The 18,903-nt window shown below is 63.0% G+C and carries 13 protein-coding genes; 11 read left to right on the top strand and 2 right to left on the bottom strand.

Translation table 11 applies throughout. The features are described 5' to 3' along the window. Nucleotides 1-50: 50 nt before the first annotated feature. The 6 genes from IRL76_RS01155 to IRL76_RS01130 all read left to right on the top strand — a co-directional run bounded on the left by IRL76_RS01155 (nt 51) and on the right by IRL76_RS01130 (nt 7,227). A complete protein-coding gene (locus tag IRL76_RS01155) occupies nt 51-416 on the top strand; it encodes a response regulator (protein ID WP_200982392.1) in 366 nt (121 codons plus the stop codon). A gap of 50 nt (nt 417-466) precedes the next feature. Further along, nucleotides 467-1,519 carry a chemotaxis-specific protein-glutamate methyltransferase CheB gene (gene cheB, locus IRL76_RS01150; RefSeq protein ID WP_246449894.1) on the top strand — a complete coding sequence of 351 codons (1,053 nt, stop codon included), beginning with the start codon at nt 467-469 and terminating at the stop codon, nt 1,517-1,519. After that, nucleotides 1,510-2,373, top strand: a complete 864-nt coding sequence (locus tag IRL76_RS01145) for a CheR family methyltransferase (RefSeq protein WP_200982390.1) — start codon at nt 1,510-1,512, stop codon at nt 2,371-2,373. The genes cheB and IRL76_RS01145 overlap by 10 nt, the downstream gene beginning before the upstream one ends. A 110-nt stretch (nt 2,374-2,483) precedes the next feature. Next, a complete protein-coding gene (locus IRL76_RS01140) occupies nt 2,484-4,016 on the top strand; it encodes a putative bifunctional diguanylate cyclase/phosphodiesterase (RefSeq protein ID WP_246449891.1) in 1,533 nt (510 codons plus the stop codon). After that, nucleotides 4,013-5,824 (top strand): methyl-accepting chemotaxis protein, encoded by a 1,812-nt coding sequence (locus tag IRL76_RS14505; protein ID WP_246449890.1) that lies wholly within the window; start codon nt 4,013-4,015, stop codon nt 5,822-5,824. Before IRL76_RS01140 ends, IRL76_RS14505 begins: the two co-directional genes overlap by 4 nt. A 59-nt stretch (nt 5,825-5,883) precedes the next feature. Then, a complete protein-coding gene (locus tag IRL76_RS01130) occupies nt 5,884-7,227 on the top strand; it encodes a methyl-accepting chemotaxis protein (protein ID WP_200982388.1) in 1,344 nt (447 codons plus the stop codon). A gap of 9 nt (nt 7,228-7,236) precedes the next feature. Here the strand turns inward: IRL76_RS01130 and IRL76_RS01125 are convergent, their stop codons facing one another. Both IRL76_RS01125 and IRL76_RS01120 read right to left on the bottom strand, forming a co-directional pair. Next, the gene (locus IRL76_RS01125) at nt 7,237-10,560 is read right to left on the bottom strand and encodes an amidohydrolase family protein (RefSeq protein WP_200982386.1); all 3,324 of its coding nucleotides are present in this window, start codon (nt 10,558-10,560) and stop codon (nt 7,237-7,239) included. Nucleotides 10,561-10,632: 72 nt separating this feature from the next. Beyond that, nucleotides 10,633-11,628 (bottom strand): LacI family DNA-binding transcriptional regulator, encoded by a 996-nt coding sequence (locus IRL76_RS01120; protein WP_246449888.1) that lies wholly within the window; start codon nt 11,626-11,628, stop codon nt 10,633-10,635. A gap of 156 nt (nt 11,629-11,784) precedes the next feature. Between IRL76_RS01120 and IRL76_RS01115 the strand changes: the two genes are divergently transcribed. From IRL76_RS01115 to IRL76_RS01095, 5 genes are all read left to right on the top strand, one after another. Continuing rightward, the gene (locus IRL76_RS01115; RefSeq protein WP_216629300.1) at nt 11,785-12,099 is read left to right on the top strand and encodes a hypothetical protein; all 315 of its coding nucleotides are present in this window, start codon (nt 11,785-11,787) and stop codon (nt 12,097-12,099) included. Nucleotides 12,100-12,180: 81 nt separating this feature from the next. Beyond that, nucleotides 12,181-13,563 carry a hypothetical protein gene (locus IRL76_RS01110; protein WP_200982380.1) on the top strand — a complete coding sequence of 461 codons (1,383 nt, stop codon included), beginning with the start codon at nt 12,181-12,183 and terminating at the stop codon, nt 13,561-13,563. A gap of 76 nt (nt 13,564-13,639) precedes the next feature. Then, nucleotides 13,640-15,142, top strand: a complete 1,503-nt coding sequence (locus IRL76_RS01105) for a flavin-containing monooxygenase (RefSeq protein WP_200982378.1) — start codon at nt 13,640-13,642, stop codon at nt 15,140-15,142. 33 nt (nt 15,143-15,175) lie between these two features. Beyond that, nucleotides 15,176-15,931 (top strand): competence/damage-inducible protein A, encoded by a 756-nt coding sequence (locus IRL76_RS01100; RefSeq protein WP_200982376.1) that lies wholly within the window; start codon nt 15,176-15,178, stop codon nt 15,929-15,931. A gap of 57 nt (nt 15,932-15,988) precedes the next feature. Then, nucleotides 15,989-18,895 (top strand): DUF2339 domain-containing protein, encoded by a 2,907-nt coding sequence (locus IRL76_RS01095; protein WP_200982374.1) that lies wholly within the window; start codon nt 15,989-15,991, stop codon nt 18,893-18,895. Nucleotides 18,896-18,903 lie beyond the last annotated feature (8 nt).

Here is an 18,903-nt window from a genome sequence, read left to right as displayed (position 1 = left end):
TAGTTACCTGCGGCGGTTACTACCGTTGCGAACACCAGAGGTCCTACGAAATGAAAACCTGCCTGATCGTCGACGATTCGCGCGTTATCCGCAAAGTTTCCCGTCATATCCTCGAGACCCTCGGTTTCGCGGTGGAAGAGGCGGAAAACGGCCAGGAAGGCCTCAACAAGTGCCTCGAATCAATGCCCGATGTGGTCCTCCTCGACTGGAACATGCCGGTCATGACCGGCATCGAATTCATCGTTCAGCTGCGCCAACGTGATGGCGGAGACAAACCGAAAGTCGTTTTCTGCACTACCGAAAACGATGTTGCGCACATCCGTGAAGCGATCAGCGCGGGTGCCGACGAATATGTGATGAAGCCGTTCGATCACGAGACCCTGCAGATCAAGCTCCAGCTTGTCGGCATGGCCTGAAGGGGGCCGGGCAGATGGTTGCGGCACTTCGCACTGAACGGATAGTTTCCGTGACACCGCAGAAGCGCGTCGTCCGGATCATGATCGTGGACGATTCCCTCACCGTCCGCACGGTCTTCACGCGCATGCTCCAGAACGAAGAGGACATGCGCCTCGTCACCACCGCGAACACCGCCGAACGCGGGATCGAGGCGCTTGCGAGCCACGAGATCGACGTGATCATGCTCGACCTTGAGATGCCCGGAATGGGCGGCATCGAGGCGCTACCCAAGCTCCAGCAAGCTGCACCCAAGGCGCAGATCCTCGTGATCTCCTCTCTGACCGCCGACGGGGCCGAACATACTGTGAAAGCGCTTTCGCTTGGCGCCGCAGACACCATGCTCAAGCCGCGTCCCGGCGGCTTCAACGATGATTATCGCAATACCCTGCTTGGCAAGATCAGGGCATTGGCGGGGGTCGACCCGACGACGGCAAAGCCATCAGTTCCTGTCGCTCGTGCACCGAAAACGCTTGGCAAAAAACCTCAGGTGGTCGCGATAGGTGCGTCGACCGGCGGCATCCACGCACTGAATCTGTTCCTGCGCAAAGTGCCGGAGAACTTCGAGCTCCCCATCCTGATTACTCAGCACCTGCCCGACAGCTTTATTCCGGTCTTCGCGAAGCAGATGGAAATGGCTGCGCGCCGTCCGGCCGTCCTTGCGGACGAAGGCGTAGAGATTCGCAGCGGTCACATCGTCATCGCTCCAGGCCATGGCCACATGATTGTCCGCAAAAGCGCCGGGCGTCTGGTTACCGGTCTGGCCTACCATCCGGTCAAGAGCGGCTGCATGCCATCAGTCGACCCGATGTTCGAAACGCTTGCCGAGGCCTGCGACGGGCACGTCGCTGCCGTCCTGCTTTCCGGGATGGGACGCGACGGAACCGAGGGTGCACAGGTTATCGCCACCGCCGGTGGGTCGATCTTCGCGCAGAACGCGGAAAGCTGCGCGGTTTGGGGCATGCCGCGCGCAGTGACCGAGATGGGTCTCGCTTCAGCAGTACTCCCGCCAGAAGAACTGGCCGAGAAGGTCCTTTCAAGCGCAGGAGCGGACGCATGGGCGTGAATGACGCCTCACACGCAATTATTGCCGACCTACTTGCCCAGAAGACCGGACAGCAACTCACTGAGAACCGCCGTTGGCGTGTGTCGACGGCGCTTGCCGGCCTGTTTCGCGAATTCGGCATCGACAATATCGACCAGCTCGCCTGCATGCTTGAACGACCGGGCGAACAGCACCTTGCTACCAAGGTCGTCGAGGCACTGCTCAATAACGAAACCTACTTTTTCCGCGACCACGTCTATTTCATGACGCTCGCCAACCAGGTCCTGCCCGACCTGGCTCGCAAGCGTGCGAGCACCCGAAAGCTGTCGATCTGGTCGGCAGGATGTTCGACCGGGCAGGAAGCGCTCAGCCTGGCGATGATCTTCGCCGAGCAACCGGGCCGTTGGCAGGACTGGGATATCGACATTGTGGGAACCGATGTCTCGGGCAAGGCAATAACCACAGCCAAGACCGGCTGCTATTCGCAGTTTGAAATTCAGCGCGGGATCAGTGTCGCGCAAATGCTCAACTTCTTTTCCGAGACGCCACGCGGCTGGCAGGCGAGTGATCGCATCTGCTCGATGACCCGGTTCCAACAGCAGAGCATTCTCGATTATCCGCCCGCGCCCGGTCGGTTCGACCTCGTACTGTGTCGCAATGTCCTGCTCTATTTCGACCGTCCTACCCGGGCATCGGCCTTCGATCGCGTCGCTGGTGCGCTCGCCCAAGACGGCTGGCTCATGCTTGGCGCCGGGGAATCGGTGGTTGGACAGACCGAACGCTTCGAATCCTCCGAATGGGGTTCGGCAATCTACAAGCCGACGTCGGTAGCATCGCGCGTCGCGCACTCGCCGCGGATCGCCGTCGCGCGATAAGGCAAACCGCCTGCCAATCAAGGTAAACCCCGGGTTTACGCTTCCTTAGCGATTCCTAGGTAATTCGCAGGGTACACAAGTTCGTGGGGTCGCACCGCGGGGGGAAATTCGTGAGTTTCAAGGACGATAGCGCGGGTGCCGACAGCAGAGCGTTTGTGCTCGGCCCCATCCTTGTCCTATCGACCATCTTCCTGCTCACGATGTCGCTGGCGATGGTCAGCCACAAGATCGGACTTTCATCGCCCGCACCCGTCCTGGCAGCCGGATCCATCATCTTTTGCTGTGCGGTTGCCGTCCTGGCGATACTCGGCCTGCGCCATATCGGTCGATACGAAAAGCTCGGTTTTACAGACAGCCTCACTGCGCTTCCCAACAGGCGCTCCCTGCATGTCGACTTCCAGAAGCACGACCGGGCAGGTCAGGAAATCGCACTTGCACTGATCGACCTCGACGGGTTCAAGCTGGTCAATGATCACTATGGCCATTTTGTTGGCGATGCCGCGATCCGCGAATGCGCGACGATCCTGAAGGATCTCGCGGGGGACGAAGCTTCGGTCTATCGCCTTGGCGGCGACGAGTATGCACTGCTGATCGGTGGTCCCGTGGCCGGCACGGTGTTGGAGGGGCTTTGCCGCCGCTTGATCGAACGCCTCGCCAAGCCGGTCAGCGTTGACGACCGGCGCCTGACTCTGGGCGCAAGCATCGGCTTGTCGCGCAAGGTGCCGGGCGAAAAGCTCAGTTCATCCGAACTGCTGCGTCGCTCGGATGTCGCCATGTATGCGTCCAAGCGCGGTGGCAAGATGCGCTGCACCTGGTTCAGCGCCGCGTTCGATCAGAGTCGCGAACAGCTGAAAGAAATGGACGACGAGCTTCGCGCAGGACTCGCCAACAGGGAATTCCGCCTTAACTACCAGCCGCTCGTCGACAGTCGCACCCGCAAGGTCGTGGCGGTCGAGTGTCTGCTGCGCTGGGAGCGTGCCGACGGCAAGCGCGTGGGTCCGAACATTTTCATCCCCGTCGCTGAGGAAAGCGGCCTCATCAATGCGATTGGCCTGTGGGTCCTGCGTCAGGCCTGCTGCGATGCACTCGAATGGGATGACATTACCCTATCGGTGAATATCTCCGCCGCTCAGCTGCGCAATCCGGAGTTCCCGATCCAGCTCGGCCATATCCTCGAAGAGACTGGCTTCGATCCGGAGCGCCTCGAACTCGAGATTACGGAAACCTGCCTCGTGCTCGACCCGGTGGTTGCCGAGCGCAGCCTTGCTGTCATCCGCGGTTTCGGGGTCAAAATCTCGCTCGACGATTTCGGCACCGGATATGCCTCGATCGGCTTCCTGCGTCAGTTCCGCTTCGAAAAGCTCAAGCTTGACCGCAGCCTCGTCGTCCAGGCAGGCGAAGACGAGGGCAGCCGCGCCATGATGCTGTCCAGCATCACTGTGGCGCGTGCCATGAAGATGGGCGTGACGGCCGAGGGCGTCGAGACACAGGACCAGGCCGACATGGTCCGCGCCGCCGGCTGCGACCAGATCCAGGGTTGGCTCTATTTCAAGGCCCTTCCCGCCGAGGAAATCGCCCAGCATCTGGGCAAGCCGGTCGGAACGGCAACACCTACAGAACAGAGGGATTCCAAGGTCGCATGAGCGCACTTTCGGACATGGTGAACGGCGTTGTCGCCGAACAGGAAGTCGTGGGCGAAATCCACGTGCCGGAACTGGGCGGACAGCCGCTCTTCGCGGGAATTTCCGAGGCCGCAGAGGCGGTCGACATCGATCGTCCCAACGGGTTGAAGGGCTTTCTCTTCAACAAGTCAGTCGGCGAGAAATTACGCGCCATAGCAATGGCCAACATTGCAGCGGTGGTGCTCGGCCTGCTGGCGACGCTTGTCGGCGGTTACATCGCCTTGCAACTGAAGGCGGAGCGGATGGCCTTGTCGCAGGCGAATGTCGAAGCTGCGCGCATGATCGGCGACATCGGCGATGCCCGTCTGTTCGTACAGCACTACGCCGCCGTGGGTGACAAATCGGATCTCGTCGCGGCGCACGATGCGCTTCGCAATGCCGACCGCAAGCTCAGCGACATCAAGGCACTTGCCGTAGACGTTGCGCCTGTAACCTTGCCGGCCATCGACAAGCTCAACGGTGATCTTGCTTCACTCACAACTCGGGTTGAGGCTGCACAGCGGTCGCGCGGCTCGGGCCAGCAATGGCAGGAGTTCTCCGACAGCGTCTACCTCGATGGTGAACAGTTCGTCGATGAGGCACATGGACTGCGTAGCGAGTTCGAAGCGATCGCCAAGGCTGCCGACGAGCACTCGACCTTCATCGTTTCCCTGCTCTTCGTCGCCTTCATCGTGGTCGCTGTCATCGGCATTTCGATGGTGACGCTGAGCGCACGCTACCTCGCCCGCGACATTTCACACACCTTGCGCCGGATGACCGATGTCGCCGGTCGCCTCGCCAAGGGCGAAAAGGACATGCACATCCCCGCTCTCGACCGGCAGGACGAAATCGGCGATCTTGCCCGCGCGTTCGAGGTCTTCCTTCAGGCCGCTTGGGAATTCGAACGCATGTCGCAGGAACGCGCCTCGCTTCGCGCCGAACGGGGCAAGGAAATGCAACTCATCGCCGAGCGTTTCGAACGCACAGTAGGTGAAGTTGTCAGCGGCGTCGCCGCAGCGTCTTCACAGCTCAAGACCACTGCGTCCTCGATGGCAGGGGCAGCAGAAGAAGCCAGCGACCAGACAGCCATCGTATCGCGCTCCATCGAGCAGGCGTCGGTGGGCGCAACCGCGGCAGCATCCGCATCAGACGAATTTGCCATGTCGATCGGGGAGATCAGCCGCCAAGCTTCGCACTCGGCGGAACTCGCCCGCAAGGCGACCGAAACCGCAACCGGTGCCGATACGACTATTTCGGCACTTGCGTCGTCGGCCGATCAGGTCGGCCAGATCGTGGAACTGATCCAGTCGATCGCCAAGCGCACCAACCTTCTTGCGCTCAACGCATCGATCGAAGCGGCGCGCGGCGGCGAGGCAGGTCGCGGCTTCGCTGTCGTAGCGAGCGAAGTGAAAGAACTTGCCGCGCAGACGAGCCGCGCGACCGAGGAAATTGCCGGACAAATCCGGGCAATGCAGGATTCAACCGGTGCCAGCGTCGGCGCGCTCCGTTCGATCGCCAGCCAGATTCGCGAACTCGAAAGCACTGCCGTCTCGATCGCCAGCGCCGTCGACCAGCAGTCGGTCGCCGGACAGGATCTGGCCCGAAGCATCGACCTTGCCGCACGTTCGACCGACGAAGTTTCGGGAAGCATCCTCAAGGTGCGCGAGACGTCCCTCACAGCCGGCGCAGCCGCGAGCCAGGTGCTGACCTCTGCCACTTCACTCGAAGAACAGGCCGGCACGCTCCAGACGCAGGTCCACGACTTCCTGAGGCACGTGAAGGCCGCTTAACGCGATCTCAAGCATTTCCCGCTTATGGTTGACAGGAAGTTTAGCGGGGATGGGCAGCGATGAACGCGCAGACGAAAATCCTTACGGATGAAATGGTTGAGGAGATTGCGGCGGTCGACATCGCCGTAAGTGCCGGAAAGGGCGAGCAAGGGGGAATTTCTGCCTGGTTCATGTCGCGCTCGCTCGATCACAAGGCCATGATCGCTTCCGTGTTCACGATGGGCGGGCTGGTGTCGGTAACGCTCCTCGCCCTGTGGGGCTTTTCCGACCCCGCCAACATCGCTTCGGCCAAGATCGGCATCATCGCGATCACTGCAATCGCGCTCATCCTCGGTGTGGCCAGCCTCCAGTTCATCCGCAGCCAGATCATCGTACCCTTCGTGGACATCTCGCGCGAGATGGGCCGCCTTGCCGCAGGCGCTCGAGACATCGAGGTTTCGGGTACCGACCGGGTCGACGAAATCGGCGACCTCGCCCGATCGCTCGCGGTGTTCCTGAAGTCGGGGCACAAGCTCGACGAGCTCTTCGTCGCCCGCAAGGCAGCCGCAGAGGCGCGCAAGGCGGAAGTCCTGCGATTCGCCGGAGAATTCGACACCAGCATTGGTGAAGTCGTGGGCAGCGTCGCATCCGCTGCCAGCCAGCTCAAGACGACGGCTGCGAGCATGGCCGCGACTGCCGACCAGGCCACCGGCAAGTCGGAACAGGTCATCCGCGCCATGGAAGGCGCTGCAGAAGGTGCCACCGCTGCCGCCTCCGCATCGGACGAGTTCGCCATGTCGATCGGCGAGATCAGCCGCCAGGCGTCGCACTCGGCCGAGCTGGCCCGCCGCGCGACAGAAACCGCGACCGGTGCCGATGCGACCATTTCCGCCCTCGCCAATTCAGCGGACCAAGTTGGCCAGATCGTCGAACTGATCCAGTCGATTGCACAGCGTACGAACCTGCTCGCACTGAATGCCTCCATCGAGGCTGCTCGTGGCGGGGAAGCAGGACGTGGCTTTGCCGTCGTCGCCAGCGAGGTGAAGGAACTCGCCGCGCAGACCAGCCGCGCGACCGAAGAAGTCGCCGAGCAAATCCGCACAATGCAGGATTCGACTGGCGCAAGCGTCGGCGCACTGCGCTCGATTGCCGACCAGATTCGCGAACTCGAACGCACTGCGGTCTCGATCGCCAGTGCTGTCGACCAGCAGTCAGTTGCAGGTCAGGACCTCGCACGCAGCATCGACCTGGCCGCTCGCTCGACCGATGAGGTCTCGGGCAGCATTGAGGAGGTTCGCGAAACCTCGCTCGCCACGGGGGCTGCCGCCGCACAGGTGCTCAGTTCGGCCGAGAGCCTCGAAGGGCAGGCGGATGTCCTGCGCCGCAAGGTGCAGGACTTCCTGGGCCACATTCGCGCCGCCTAGGCGCCGAGGTCACTCCCACCAATAGGGAAGGCGCTTCGCCGTCCCTGTTTCGACCTCGTTCATGGTGCGGGCATCGTAGAGCCGCCCGCCGAGCATCACGCGATCGATCTTGTCCGAATTGCGGATGTCGGTGCTGGGGTCCGCCGACAGCACCAGCAGGTCGGCGAGCTTGCCGACCTCAAGGCTGCCGATATCGCGCGACATGCCCAGCGATTGTGCCGAAACGATCGTCCCTGCCCGCAGCGCTTCGACCGGCGTCATGCCGCCGCGCACGAAGCTCCACAGTTCCCAGTGCGAGCCGATACCTGCCTGCTGGCCATGCGCGCCGATACTGATCTTGACGCCGCGTTCGCTGAGCTTCTTCGCCTCGCGCGCGGAATCATCATCGACATAGGCCCAATCGGGTGCCTTCGTCCGGCGCCCGGTCTCCGCGATCAACTGGCGCGGCGGGGTGTGGACCATCAGCGGGTTGGCAAACACGTCGGTCGCCTGGCGCCAGTAGGGATCGCCCGCCAGGCCGCCATAGGTAACGACAAGGGTCGGCGTGTTGTTGGTCTGCGACCCGGCCCAGAACTGGAGCACGTCTTCGTAGAAGTGCTCCACTGGGACATTGTGTTCGACCGTCGAATTGCCGTCGGCGATCAGGTTCATGTCCATGCCGAACAGCGAACCACCCTCGGCCACGACGAGCATGTTCTCGTCGCGCGCCGCAGCAACCACCTGTTGGCGCTGTTCGCGCCGGGGCTGGTTGTAGTTCTTCACCGACACACCGCCCTGCGCCTTGATACGGCGGACATGCGCCAGCGCATCGTCATAGCCGTCGATACGGGCATAGATACCCGGTGCCTTCGCACCATAGATGACCTCGCCGGTCGAGAAGATGCGCGGCCCGAGCAGGAGGCCCGCCCGCTGGCGTTCGGACGCTTCGAAAATCTGGCTCGCTTGCGAGGAAGGATCGTGGATCGTCGTCGTGCCGAGCGCGAGGTTCTGGACCAGCGACCAGTTCTGCTGCGGGACAAGGTCGCCCGTCCCCTGCGATCCATGCGCGTGTGCGTCGACGAGGCCGGGCATGATGGTCTTGCCCGTGGCATCGACCTTCGTGGCACCTGCCGGAATGCTGACCGATGAGGCGGGTCCGACTGCAGCGATGCGATCACCGTCGATAACGATCGTACCGTTCTCGATCACGCCTGCGCCATCGCCGGTCATCGTCAGGATGCGCGCGCCTGTCAGGGCGACCACGCCCTGATGCTTGTCCGCCTGGACCGTGCGGGCCAGTGATACACCGCTCACCGGTGGCTCGAACTTGGGAGCATCCTTGTCCTGCGGAGCGTTGGCGAACATCGAAGAGATCGGTGCGCGGAACAGCGTCGGTCCCATCGACCAGGTCAGCGTGCGGCCACCGTCGGTCCAGCCGACATAGTCCGCGCCGCCCTTGCTCGCACGGGTCACTGGCAGGGAACTGGCCTTCTCGCCTAATGTAACCGCCTGCCCGCCTGGCATCAGCGGCGTTACGAAGACTTCGTAGTTCTCGCGGAAGGCTAGCATGTCCCCCTTGGGGCCGACGCTATAGCCGCTGACAAGTTCGCCCTCGGCATGCACCTGTCGCTTGTCACCATCGAGGTTGGCGGAGATCAGCTGCAGCTTGCCGCCCGACCGCCCGAGCATGAACACGCGGTCACTCGCTGCACCGAACTGCGGCTCCGACGTGTCGCGAGCAATCAGCTTCGGCGTCCCGCCGGTGACCGAAACCGCATAAACGCCCTCGTTCTCGGAATACTGGGGCGAAGTCAGGTATCCGCCAGAGCGCTTCTCGAACACGACAGTACGGCCATCGGGCGAGAACTGCGGCAGCGCATAGTGCCCGCGCATGGTGGTGACCGCTTTCGCATTGCGGCCATTGGCATCGGCCACCATCACCTGCCCCAGGCCAGCATCGGTCCAGCGCACGAAGGCCAGCTTGCGCCCGTCGCGCGACCAGCTCGGCCACAGCTCCAGAGCGTCCCCGCCATCGGAGAACAGGCGGCGCGGTTCGCCGCCCGCCACCGGCTTGGCGTAGAGTTTGCCAAGGCTTTCGAAGGCAACCGTTCGTCCGTCGGGCGACACGCTGGCAAAGCGCGGGATTTTCGCGGTGAAGCTGTCTTCACCCACCGGAATGACCGGATGCGGCGCGTCGGCGACGCCGCGCGTATCGTCGATGCGGAAGGGAATGACAGTCGCCCCGCTACCGTCGGCGGCGATGCGGCGGATTTTGCCGCCTGCCCATGCGACGATGCTCTTGCCGTCGGGCGTCCAGTCCATCAGCGGGTAGAACCCGTAAACCGCCCAGGTTTCCTGCATGTCCAGGTCGAGGTCGCCATAGACCATGCGCTCAACGCCGCTGGCGAGGTCTTTCACCCAGAGTTCGGTCTGATCCTTGTCGCGGCGGATGAAGGCAAGCGACTTGCCATCCGGCGACGGCGAGGGGCGCACAGCGCCGCCGAACCCGCTGGCGACCGTGGTGACTTCGGTGGTGCCGAGGTCGTAGCGTTCGATCGCGAAGGTGCCCTGCGTCGAATCCTGCGCATATTCGAACGAGTTACCGCCGGTGACATTGCGCGTGTAGTAGACCGCATCGCCCGAAGGTGCGTAGGTCGGCTCGCCCAGTTCCTTCTGCAGGTTTTCGTTGGCGCGGGCGACCAGCTTGACTCCGCCACCGCCGGACACGTGGTAGAGCCAGATTTCGCCCGTGCCGGCGCTGCGTTGGGTGGTGAAGTGCTTCTTCGCCGCGATGTACTGGCCATCGGGCGACCAGCTCGCCTGGTTGAGAAGGCGAAAATCTTCCTTGGTGACCTGCTTCTTGCCCGAACCGTCGGCGTTCATCACCCAGATGTTGTCACCCCCTGCACGGTCGGAGGTGAAGGCGATACGCTTGCCGTCGGGCGAGAAGCGTGGCTGCACTTCCCAGGCGAGGCCGTCGGCGACGCGCGTCGGCGTGCCGCCGGAAATGGGCATGGTATAGATGTCGCCGAGCAGGGAGAAGGCGAGCATCCCGCCGTCTGGCGAGACGTCGACATCCATCCATGTCCCCTCGTCGGTGCGGATCGGCACCTGGCGGATCGTCGCCCCGCGCGGTTCGGTGACGTCCCACTTCTCGTCTTCCTTCTTGGCTTCGGCAGCGGGCTTGGCCGGAGCGGCCTGAACCGCAATCCCCGAACCGTCCTTGGGTCCGGTTTCCTGCGATGCATCGACTTCCTGTTCCTCCACCGGATTGGGACTCGGCTGCGGATCTTGCGCGAATGCGGCCTGGCTCGCGAACAAGACCGCGAGGACGGAAGCGATACTCGATTTCATTATGCTCTCCCTGTGCGTGACCGCTTCATAGGCGGTGAGGCAGGGAGGGCAAATGCAGTTTGTCGATTGGCGTCAGCGGACGCTCGAACGCTCCACGAGATGAACCGGAACGCGGCGTTCGGGCTTTTCGCCCTCACCTGCCAGTGCCGTATCGACAAGAAGCTTTCCTGCCGCGGCAAAATCCGGCTCGACGGTGGTCAGTGGCGGCGAGCTGAATTCGCCCGAACCAAGGCCGTCGAAGCCTACCACGCCGACGTCGCCGGGCACGGAGATGCCCCGCGCCGAGAGTTCTTCCAGCGCGCCGAGCGCCATGGCATCGCAAGCGAAGAAGAGCGCATCGAACTTCGTCCCGGCATCGACCAATGCGGCAATCGCGCTGCGCCCTTGCGACACACGGTCCTCGCCTTCACTGACCACTGGCTCGCTAACCGGCAGGCCCGCCGCCTCCACGGCCTCGGCATAGCCTTCATAACGTTCTCGGAACTGCCGCTGCGAGGAATTGGTGTCGCCGACAAAGACGATGTTCCTCGCGCCGCTGTCGACCAGCCGCTGAACCGCGATCCGCCCGCCCTCGCGATTGTCCGAACGCACCCACACCGCATCGTCGAAAGGTGAACCCCAAAAGGCGATCGCATCGGTTTCCTTCGCGCATTCGCGGAAATAGTCCCACGCGGCGGAGTTGGTCGCCGTACCGATCACGACGACGCCGTCGGCCTGGCGTCGCGCGACGTAGTGGCCGAAGAAGTCGTCCGGTTGCGCCTGGAACGACACCAGCGCTTCGTAGCCGCGTTCTGCTGCCGCGGCACAGGTGCTGCCGAGCATGGAATAGTAGAACGGATTTATCGCTGCAGCGCCCTGCCCCTCGCGACCGATGATGACGATCGCGATCGTGCCGGTTTCGCCCTTACGCAGGCCGGCGGCACGGGCGTTGACGAAATAGCCCAGTTCGCGCGCCGCCTCCTCGACACGGCGGCGGGTTGCCTCGGTTATCGTCTCCGACCCGGAGAGCGCCCGGCTGACCGTAGACTGACTGACCCCTGCCCGTTCGGCGACGTCAATCGACGTCATCCGGCGGACCCTACCCTTATCATCATGCGGCATGTTTGCCCCGACTCCTCTCGCGCCCAACCCCTAACCGATCGCTTGTCTGATTGGTAGCGGGCGGCAATCCGCTTGTGCAAAGTGTCTTGCCATGGCTATCCTGACGAAAATCCAGGAAAGCTCATGCCAAGCGACAGTCGCCGTGAAGAACGACATATGGTTCAGGTTGCTGGACGCTATCGGTCGAAACACGGCCAGTCGCGAGACATCTGGATCAAGGACATCTCCGAATATGGATGCCGCTTCTTCGACCGATTTTCGGTGCTGGAGGTCGGCAGCACGATCCTTATCAAGGTCGGCAATATCGGTCCGATCACCACCGATGTGAAATGGCGCGAAGGGAGCACCGTGGGGGCCGAATTCGACAATCCTCTCCACCCGAGCGTGCTTGGTCACATCATCCGTGAGATGGACCGGCCGGGCGAGGGTCAAGACTGACGGCTGCTGCCCGGACAAATTCAGTGCATCGCGTACGTCCGCTGCTTGCCTGAGACACTCCGCAAAGGCATCCTTCCTGGAGTGTACGAGTTCCTCCTCCTTGCATCCTGCATCCTCTTCGTCGGGGTCTGCATCGCCTATGTAAGGCAGGAGGCGGCGAGCCTGCTGCACCCGGCGTCGATCTACCTCGCCTTCCACGGCTTCATCTTCGTGATCCGCCCACTGTTCGCGTGGTTCTACAAGTTCGATCTCGTCTATCGGGTCTACGATTTCCAGCCTTCGATGGCGGACAAGATAACGGTCATACTGGGTGCAAATCTGGCGATGGTGGTCTTCGTCGCCGTATCGCTGAAAGTGGCGTCCGTTCCCTCCCAACCTGTGGCGACGGGCGGCTTCGATCGCTTGCGGCGCGCGATGGTCGGACCGATGTTGCTCGTCTCCGCGCTGCTGGTGCCGCTTGCCGTGGCTGCACAGCTGGAAAACTGGAATCGCCGTATCGACCCTTACGCAACCATGGCGCGCGATGCGGCGACCGGAATCATGGTCAATGTCGAGGGCAACGGCTGGTTCAGCGAGTCCGCGCTGGTCCTTGGCCCACTGGCCGTGCTCGCGGTCTGGTTGCTCCGGTTTCGCGCCTCTGGCTGGCTGCTGTTCCTTGCCGCCAGCCTGCTGATGCTCGGCTCGGGCGGCCGCGGTTCCTTCATCTTCGCTGCAGCGGCGGTCGCCTTCCTTTTCCTGCTAGAGCGGCGCCGAAGCTGGTTCGACTGGCGCGTGATGGCGATTGCCGCAATCAGCTTTCTCACCTTCAATGCAGTGGTCGTGGACCGCGGCGCTGCCATTCGCGGAGTGCTGGGAGGCGACGCCGGCGATACCTACACCTCGGCCATGGAGCTCGATCCGCTCGAACACATGGATTTCGCCAGCCTCGAGTATTTCGAGTACATCGTCTACGCCGTCCCCCAGCGGACGGGCAGCTGGGACTATTTCGCCCATAACCTGCAGATTTTCACCGAACCGGTCCCCCGCGCCCTGTGGAAAGACAAGCCCATCGGCTCGCCTGTGCAGTTCTTCAAATTGTGGGACTACGGCACGCCGATCGGGATGACGATTTCAATGCCCGGCGCGGGCTGGATGTCGCTCGGCTATTTCGGCCTCATCATCCAGGCGGCGATCTTTGCGATGCTCTACGGCGGCGCACACTCCCGGCTGCTCACGCGCAACGACGATGCCATGCCGCGCCTCTATTATGCTCTCTTTGCAGCGACCTCGATCGTGGTCTTCCGCGACGGAATCCTCCTGACATTGCTCCGCCAGCTTCCCTTCTACCTCGGGCCTCTTGTGCTCATACACCTATTGGTGCGCCTGAAGAGCGTCAGAGCCGCGCGAATACCGGCGCAATCTCACAGCGCCCCTGTCCAAACTCCTGCCGAGAGGCGACGCGAGCTGGCCTCCCGCGCCTCCTAGTTCGGGTTGCATTTCACAACCTACTAGCGCACGCCTCGCGCTTGGGTTACGTTCGCGTAAAGTGGGAGACAAATTAATGGCAGACACGGCGACCGATTTCGACGTTCTCATCGTCGGGGCAGGCATTTCCGGCATCGGCATGGCAGCACACATGACCGAGAAGGCCCCGGGCCACAGCTACGCGATCGTCGAGCGCCGAGAGAACCTGGGCGGGACCTGGGACCTGTTCCGTTACCCGGGCATCCGTTCGGACAGCGACATGCACACGCTGGGATTCGATTTCGAGCCGTGGAAGCACGAGAAGTCGATCGCCGATGCTCCCTCGATCCTCGAATATCTCGACCGCATCGTCGACGAGCGTGGCATCCGCCAGCACATCCGTTTCAATCACAAGGTCATCTCCGCCGACTGGCGCGAGAGCGATGCGCGCTGGCATGTGACGCTCGAAACCGGTGAGGGCGAGCGCAAGATGCTGACCGCGAACTGGCTCTACCTTGGCGCGGGCTATTACGACTACGACGAACCCTATGATCCCGGCTTCGATTTCGGCGAGTTCGAAGGGCAGGTCATCCACCCGCAGTTCTGGCCCAAGGACCTCGACTACAGCGGCAAGAACGTCGTCGTCATCGGATCCGGCGCAACGGCGGTCACCATCGTCCCGTCGATGGCGGACAAGGCGGCGAAGGTCACCATGCTGCAACGCACGCCGACCTGGATGTTCAGCCGCCCGGCCAAGGACGGCATCGCCAATTTCCTGCGCAAGATCCTGCCGGAGAAAACGGCCTACAACATCACCCGGTTCAAGAACATCAAGATGCAGGACATCAGCTTCAAGATGGCCCGTAACAAGCCGCAAAAGGTGAAGGACGGGCTTCACAAGCGGATCCGCAAGTCGATGGGCAAGGACTACGATCTCACGCCCTTCACCCCGCCCTACAACCCGTGGGAACAGCGCCTTTGCCTCGTTCCCGACGACGATCTGTTCCAGGCGATCAAGAAGGGCAAGGCCGAGGTCGTAACCGGCCACATCAAGGCTTTCGAAAAGGGCGGCGTGCGTCTGACAGACGATACGTTCCTGCCCGCCGACATCGTCATCACCGCAACCGGGCTCAAGCTCGCCGTCGCGGGCAAGATCGCCCTATCGAAGGAAGGCCAGCCGATCGATCTGGCGCAGCACTTCTATTACAAGGGCTGCATGTTCTCGAATGTGCCGAACCTTGCGGCCGTGTTCGGCTATCTCAATGCCAGCTGGACACTTCGGGCCGACATCAATTCGGATTATATCTGCCGGGTGCTGGTCAAGCAGAAGGCGACAGGGACCGACGTTGCCGTACCTGTTCTCGCCGAGAATCATGGGCTCGAGGAAGACGACATCTTCGATTTCTCCAGCGGCTATATCCAGCGCGGCAAGCACATCATGCCGAAGAACGCGGTCAGCTACCCGTGGCGGCTCAACCAGGAATACGTGATCGACCGAAAGCGGATGAAAACCGATCCGCTGGAGGACGGCATTCTGGATCTTCACCGCCATGGAGCAAATGCACGCGAGGTCGAGGAACAGCTGGAAGCTGCAGAGTAGCTTTCCGGACAAAGCCGCACTACGTCCTCACGCATGAGCGAACGCATCTATACCGCCGGCCTCGTCGTCATCGGCGACGAGATCCTGTCCGGCCGCACGCACGACAAGAACATCGCGCAGGTCGCCAGCTGGCTTCAGGTGCAGAACATCCGCCTCGCCGAGGTCCGGGTGGTCCCCGATGTGGTCGAGCGGATTGTCGAGGCGGTAAACGCGTTGCGCGAGGCCTACGATTACCTTTTCACCACCGGCGGGATCGGCCCGACGCATGACGACATCACCGTCGATGCGGTTGCCGAGGCGCTGGGCGTCGCAGTCGTAGTTCATCCAACGGCGCGGGCGATCCTCGAGAAGTATTATGCCGACAAGGGTGGCCTCAACGAAGGGCGCCTGCGGATGGCACGCGTGCCCGAGGGAGCCGAACTGATCCCCAACCGCATGTCCGGTGCACCGGGCATCAAGATCGGCAACCTCCACCTCATGGCCGGCGTGCCGCACATCACCGCGGGCATGCTCGACGCGCTGACCGGCACGCTCGAAGGGGGGGCACCGCTGCTGAGCGAAACGGTTGGCGGTTTCATCCCCGAAAGCGAGGTCGCGATCCTGCTGCGCGATACCGAGAAGGCGTTCGAGAACTGCCAGATCGGCAGCTATCCTTTTTTCCGCGAAGGCAAGGTCGGATCGAACTTCGTCATCCGCTCGACCGACGAAGCGGCGCTCAAGGCCTGCATGGCGCAACTGTGCGAAGGACTCGATGCCGCAGGATTTGCCTTTACCCACGGCGGAATCTGACTGCGGCTTTCGCGCCGACCAAGCCACCGTTAGAAATGGCGCGAGGGGGATCGCGCGATGGAATGGCTTTTCATCTTCGGACTGGCCGGGCTGGTCGCCCGCTTGTGGCATCGTCTCGACCGGGCCGAACAAAAGCTCGAGCGCCTCGACGAGCTGCAGGATCACATGTTCGATGCAATGCGGACCATGCGTCCGGCAGAGCGCGAAGCGCCTGTCCCGGTTGAACGAACCGCCCCTCCGGCACCTCGCGAAACGGTTACGGTTCCCAAGGTTCGCCTGAGCCAGACGGTTCATTCCGCGCCCCCTTCGGAGACGACCGAACCAGCTGGCGAGCCTCAGGTCACGGCACCTGCGGTCGTGGATCACACCGAAGAACTCCACCCGCGCAAGCCACTGCGCGAAATGTTCGCGTTCGACCTTGAAGACGTTTTCGGTCGCAGGCTGCCGATCTGGGCTGGCGGGGTCACCCTGGCGGTCGCCGGGGTTTTCCTGGTTCGATATTCGATCGAACGCGGGCTGATCACTCCGCTGCTGCGCGTCATCATGGCCTTCGTCTTCGGCGGCGGCCTGATCGCCGGCGCCGAAGCCGCGTACCGTTTTCGCGAGAAGGTCGCCGATCCTCGTGTGGCGCAAGCGCTGGCGGGCGCAGGCCTCGCGACGCTCTATGCCGGGTTCTATCTCGCGGGCACACAATACGGGCTGATAGGGCAGACGATGGCCTTCCTCGGCCTTGCAGCGGTCACCGCCGGCGCCATTGCGCTGTCGTTCCGTTTCGGCATCCCAAGCGCGGTCCTGGGCCTCGTCGGTGGCTTTGCCGCGCCGGCAGTGGTCGGGGGTGACAATGCCAATCTGCCGCTGTTGGCACTCTATCTCGGCCTCGTCACCGGCGGCCTTACCTACGCGGGCCGCGAGCAGAAGCGCGAATGGATGGGCATCGCCGCAATGGTCGGTGGCCTCGGTTGGGGCGCATTGCTGCTGCTCGGCGGCGATCCCGGTTTCGCCGACGTTCTGGCACTTGGCCTCTATTTCGTCGTGCTCGGCGCAGTGCTGCCCGCGCTTTCGGGGATGGGCCGCTTCGAGCTACCGTTCCGCCTTGCGTCCGCACTGGTTGCAAGTGTCCAACTGGCACTGCTGGTCGACAGCGGCGGGTATTCGCCGCTCGCCTGGGGGCTCTACCTTTTGCTCGGTGCGACTCTCGGCTTCTTTGGCTGGAAGAGACCCGACATGCGGGAGGCAAATGCCGTTGCCGCATCGGTCGGATTGTTGCTTCTGGGCCAGTGGAGCGGTGCGTCGGGCGAAGGGTTCACTGTCGTGGCATGCGGCATTGCAGCAATATTTGCCGGACTTCCCTTGCTTCACATCTGGCGCGAGGACGAACGCAAGATCGATCTCTGGCAGGTTGGAGGCGTGACGGCTGCGCTGGCCGTGATCGCCTACGCCTCCTACGGAGATTTCTCCGCAGATCGCATCGAAGCAGCGCTGGCAGCGGGAACGCTGGCGCTCGCCACATTCCCGGCGCTGGCGGCATGGCGTCTCTGGCACAGGGGCCCTGCGACCGTGCTGGCCTTCGAATTGCTCGTTGCCTTGATGCTGGTGTTTGCCGCCAGCCTCATGGTGTCCCCCGCGTGGCTTGCGCCAATCGTGGCTGCAGCCCTGTTCGCGGGCAGCTTTGCCCTCCTGCGCGAACGCGAGGAAAAGGAACTGCTCGGGCTGCTCTGGGGCATCGGAACGGCAAGCATTTTCTCGCTCCTCGGTCACGTTGCGGTCGAGGCCGAGGTCATGCGTCTGTCCGCAGGCACCGAACCGGCGCTTGGCCTGCGTAGTCTCCTTCGCTGGCTCGCCCCGCTCGCAGTCATGGCAGCACTCGCATGGCGCGAGCGGATGCCCGAGTTGCGTCATTTCGCGGAAGGGGCTGCCGCGGCGCTGGCCTATGCTGCGCTCGCGCAAGTGCTACCGGGCTGGACTCTGGCCTGGGCAGCCGCCTTGCTGGCCATCGCATTGTCCTTCGGTCTGCCGGACCGCCCGGTCGCCAGGCTGGTCGCCGTGGCCATCACCGCGTTCTGGGCGCTCCTCCCACTGTTGAACTGGGTCGGCGCAGCGCTGATGTCGCTTGGCGGCGAGCCGGTATTTGTCGATGCAATCCCTTCGCTGGCGATGATCGGACGTCGCCTGCTACCCCTGATCGCTGCGCTGGCGTTCCTCCGGCTCCCTCCGCATGCTTGGCGGAGCGTGACTGTCCGCCTGGAATGGCTTGCTCTCATCCCGCTCGCGGTGGCGCTGCATGTCGCATTCAAGCAGGTTTTCGCGATCGAGACGATCGCGGCCTTCGTATCGCAGGGTCTTGCCGAGCGTACGCTTTGGGAAGCCCTGCTGCTTGCGGCGGGATGGGCCGCGATGACAAGGGTACCGCTGGTCGGGCGGGTCATCATGACTGCCGCGCTGGTCCATTTCCTCGTCTACACCGGCCTGCTGCATAACCCGCTGTGGGACAGGCAGGCAGTAGGCGCGACGCCGGTCGCCAACCTGGTGCTGGCCGCCTATGCGGTTGCGGTCGGCACGGCGCTGATGCTGCGCGGGGCCATTGCCGAGCGCCTGGAACCTGCGGCAGACGGGCTTGTCGTCGCGCTGGTCAGCCTGGGAACCCTAACGTTGCTCCGACAGGCATTCGCTGGTTCGATACCCGTGGATGCGCCGATGACGCAGACGGAGGACCTGCTGCGCTCGCTGCTTGGCATTGTCCTGGCGATCGGCTTCCTGATCCTCGGCAGCCGACGGGGAGAACGCAGCTGGCGGGTCGGATCGCTGGTGCTCATGGTCCTGGCGGTTGCCAAGGTCTTTATCGTTGATGCGGCCGGGCTCGAGGGCCTGTTGCGCATCGCCAGCTTCATGGCGCTGGGCTTCAGCCTGATCGGAATCGGCTGGCTCTACTCGCGCCAATTGCGGGGCGTACCAATGCCACAATGAGAAAGGGC

Origin of the sequence: Qipengyuania soli (assembly GCF_015529805.1) — a bacterium.
Classification (GTDB): domain Bacteria; phylum Pseudomonadota; class Alphaproteobacteria; order Sphingomonadales; family Sphingomonadaceae; genus Qipengyuania; species Qipengyuania soli.
The sequence above is the reverse complement of the archived record's forward strand: the minus strand, read 5'-3'. Positions and strand labels throughout refer to the sequence as shown.

Excerpts from the sequence above, each read along its gene's own strand:
- IRL76_RS01115 (WP_216629300.1), top strand. The coding sequence starts at position 11,785 with ATGCCAAGCGACAGTCGCCGTGAAGAACGACATATGGTTCAGGTTGCT.
- IRL76_RS01095 (WP_200982374.1), top strand. The coding sequence starts at position 15,989 with ATGGAATGGCTTTTCATCTTCGGACTGGCCGGGCTGGTCGCCCGCTTG.
- IRL76_RS01130 (WP_200982388.1), top strand. The coding sequence starts at position 5,884 with ATGAACGCGCAGACGAAAATCCTTACGGATGAAATGGTTGAGGAGATT.
- IRL76_RS01100 (WP_200982376.1), top strand. The coding sequence starts at position 15,176 with ATGAGCGAACGCATCTATACCGCCGGCCTCGTCGTCATCGGCGACGAG.
- IRL76_RS01105 (WP_200982378.1), top strand. The coding sequence starts at position 13,640 with ATGGCAGACACGGCGACCGATTTCGACGTTCTCATCGTCGGGGCAGGC.
- IRL76_RS14505 (WP_246449890.1), top strand. The coding sequence starts at position 4,013 with ATGAGCGCACTTTCGGACATGGTGAACGGCGTTGTCGCCGAACAGGAA.
- IRL76_RS01155 (WP_200982392.1), top strand. The coding sequence starts at position 51 with ATGAAAACCTGCCTGATCGTCGACGATTCGCGCGTTATCCGCAAAGTT.
- IRL76_RS01145 (WP_200982390.1), top strand. The coding sequence starts at position 1,510 with ATGGGCGTGAATGACGCCTCACACGCAATTATTGCCGACCTACTTGCC.
- IRL76_RS01120 (WP_246449888.1), bottom strand. The coding sequence starts at position 11,628 with ATGACGTCGATTGACGTCGCCGAACGGGCAGGGGTCAGTCAGTCTACG.
- IRL76_RS01125 (WP_200982386.1), bottom strand. The coding sequence starts at position 10,560 with ATGAAATCGAGTATCGCTTCCGTCCTCGCGGTCTTGTTCGCGAGCCAG.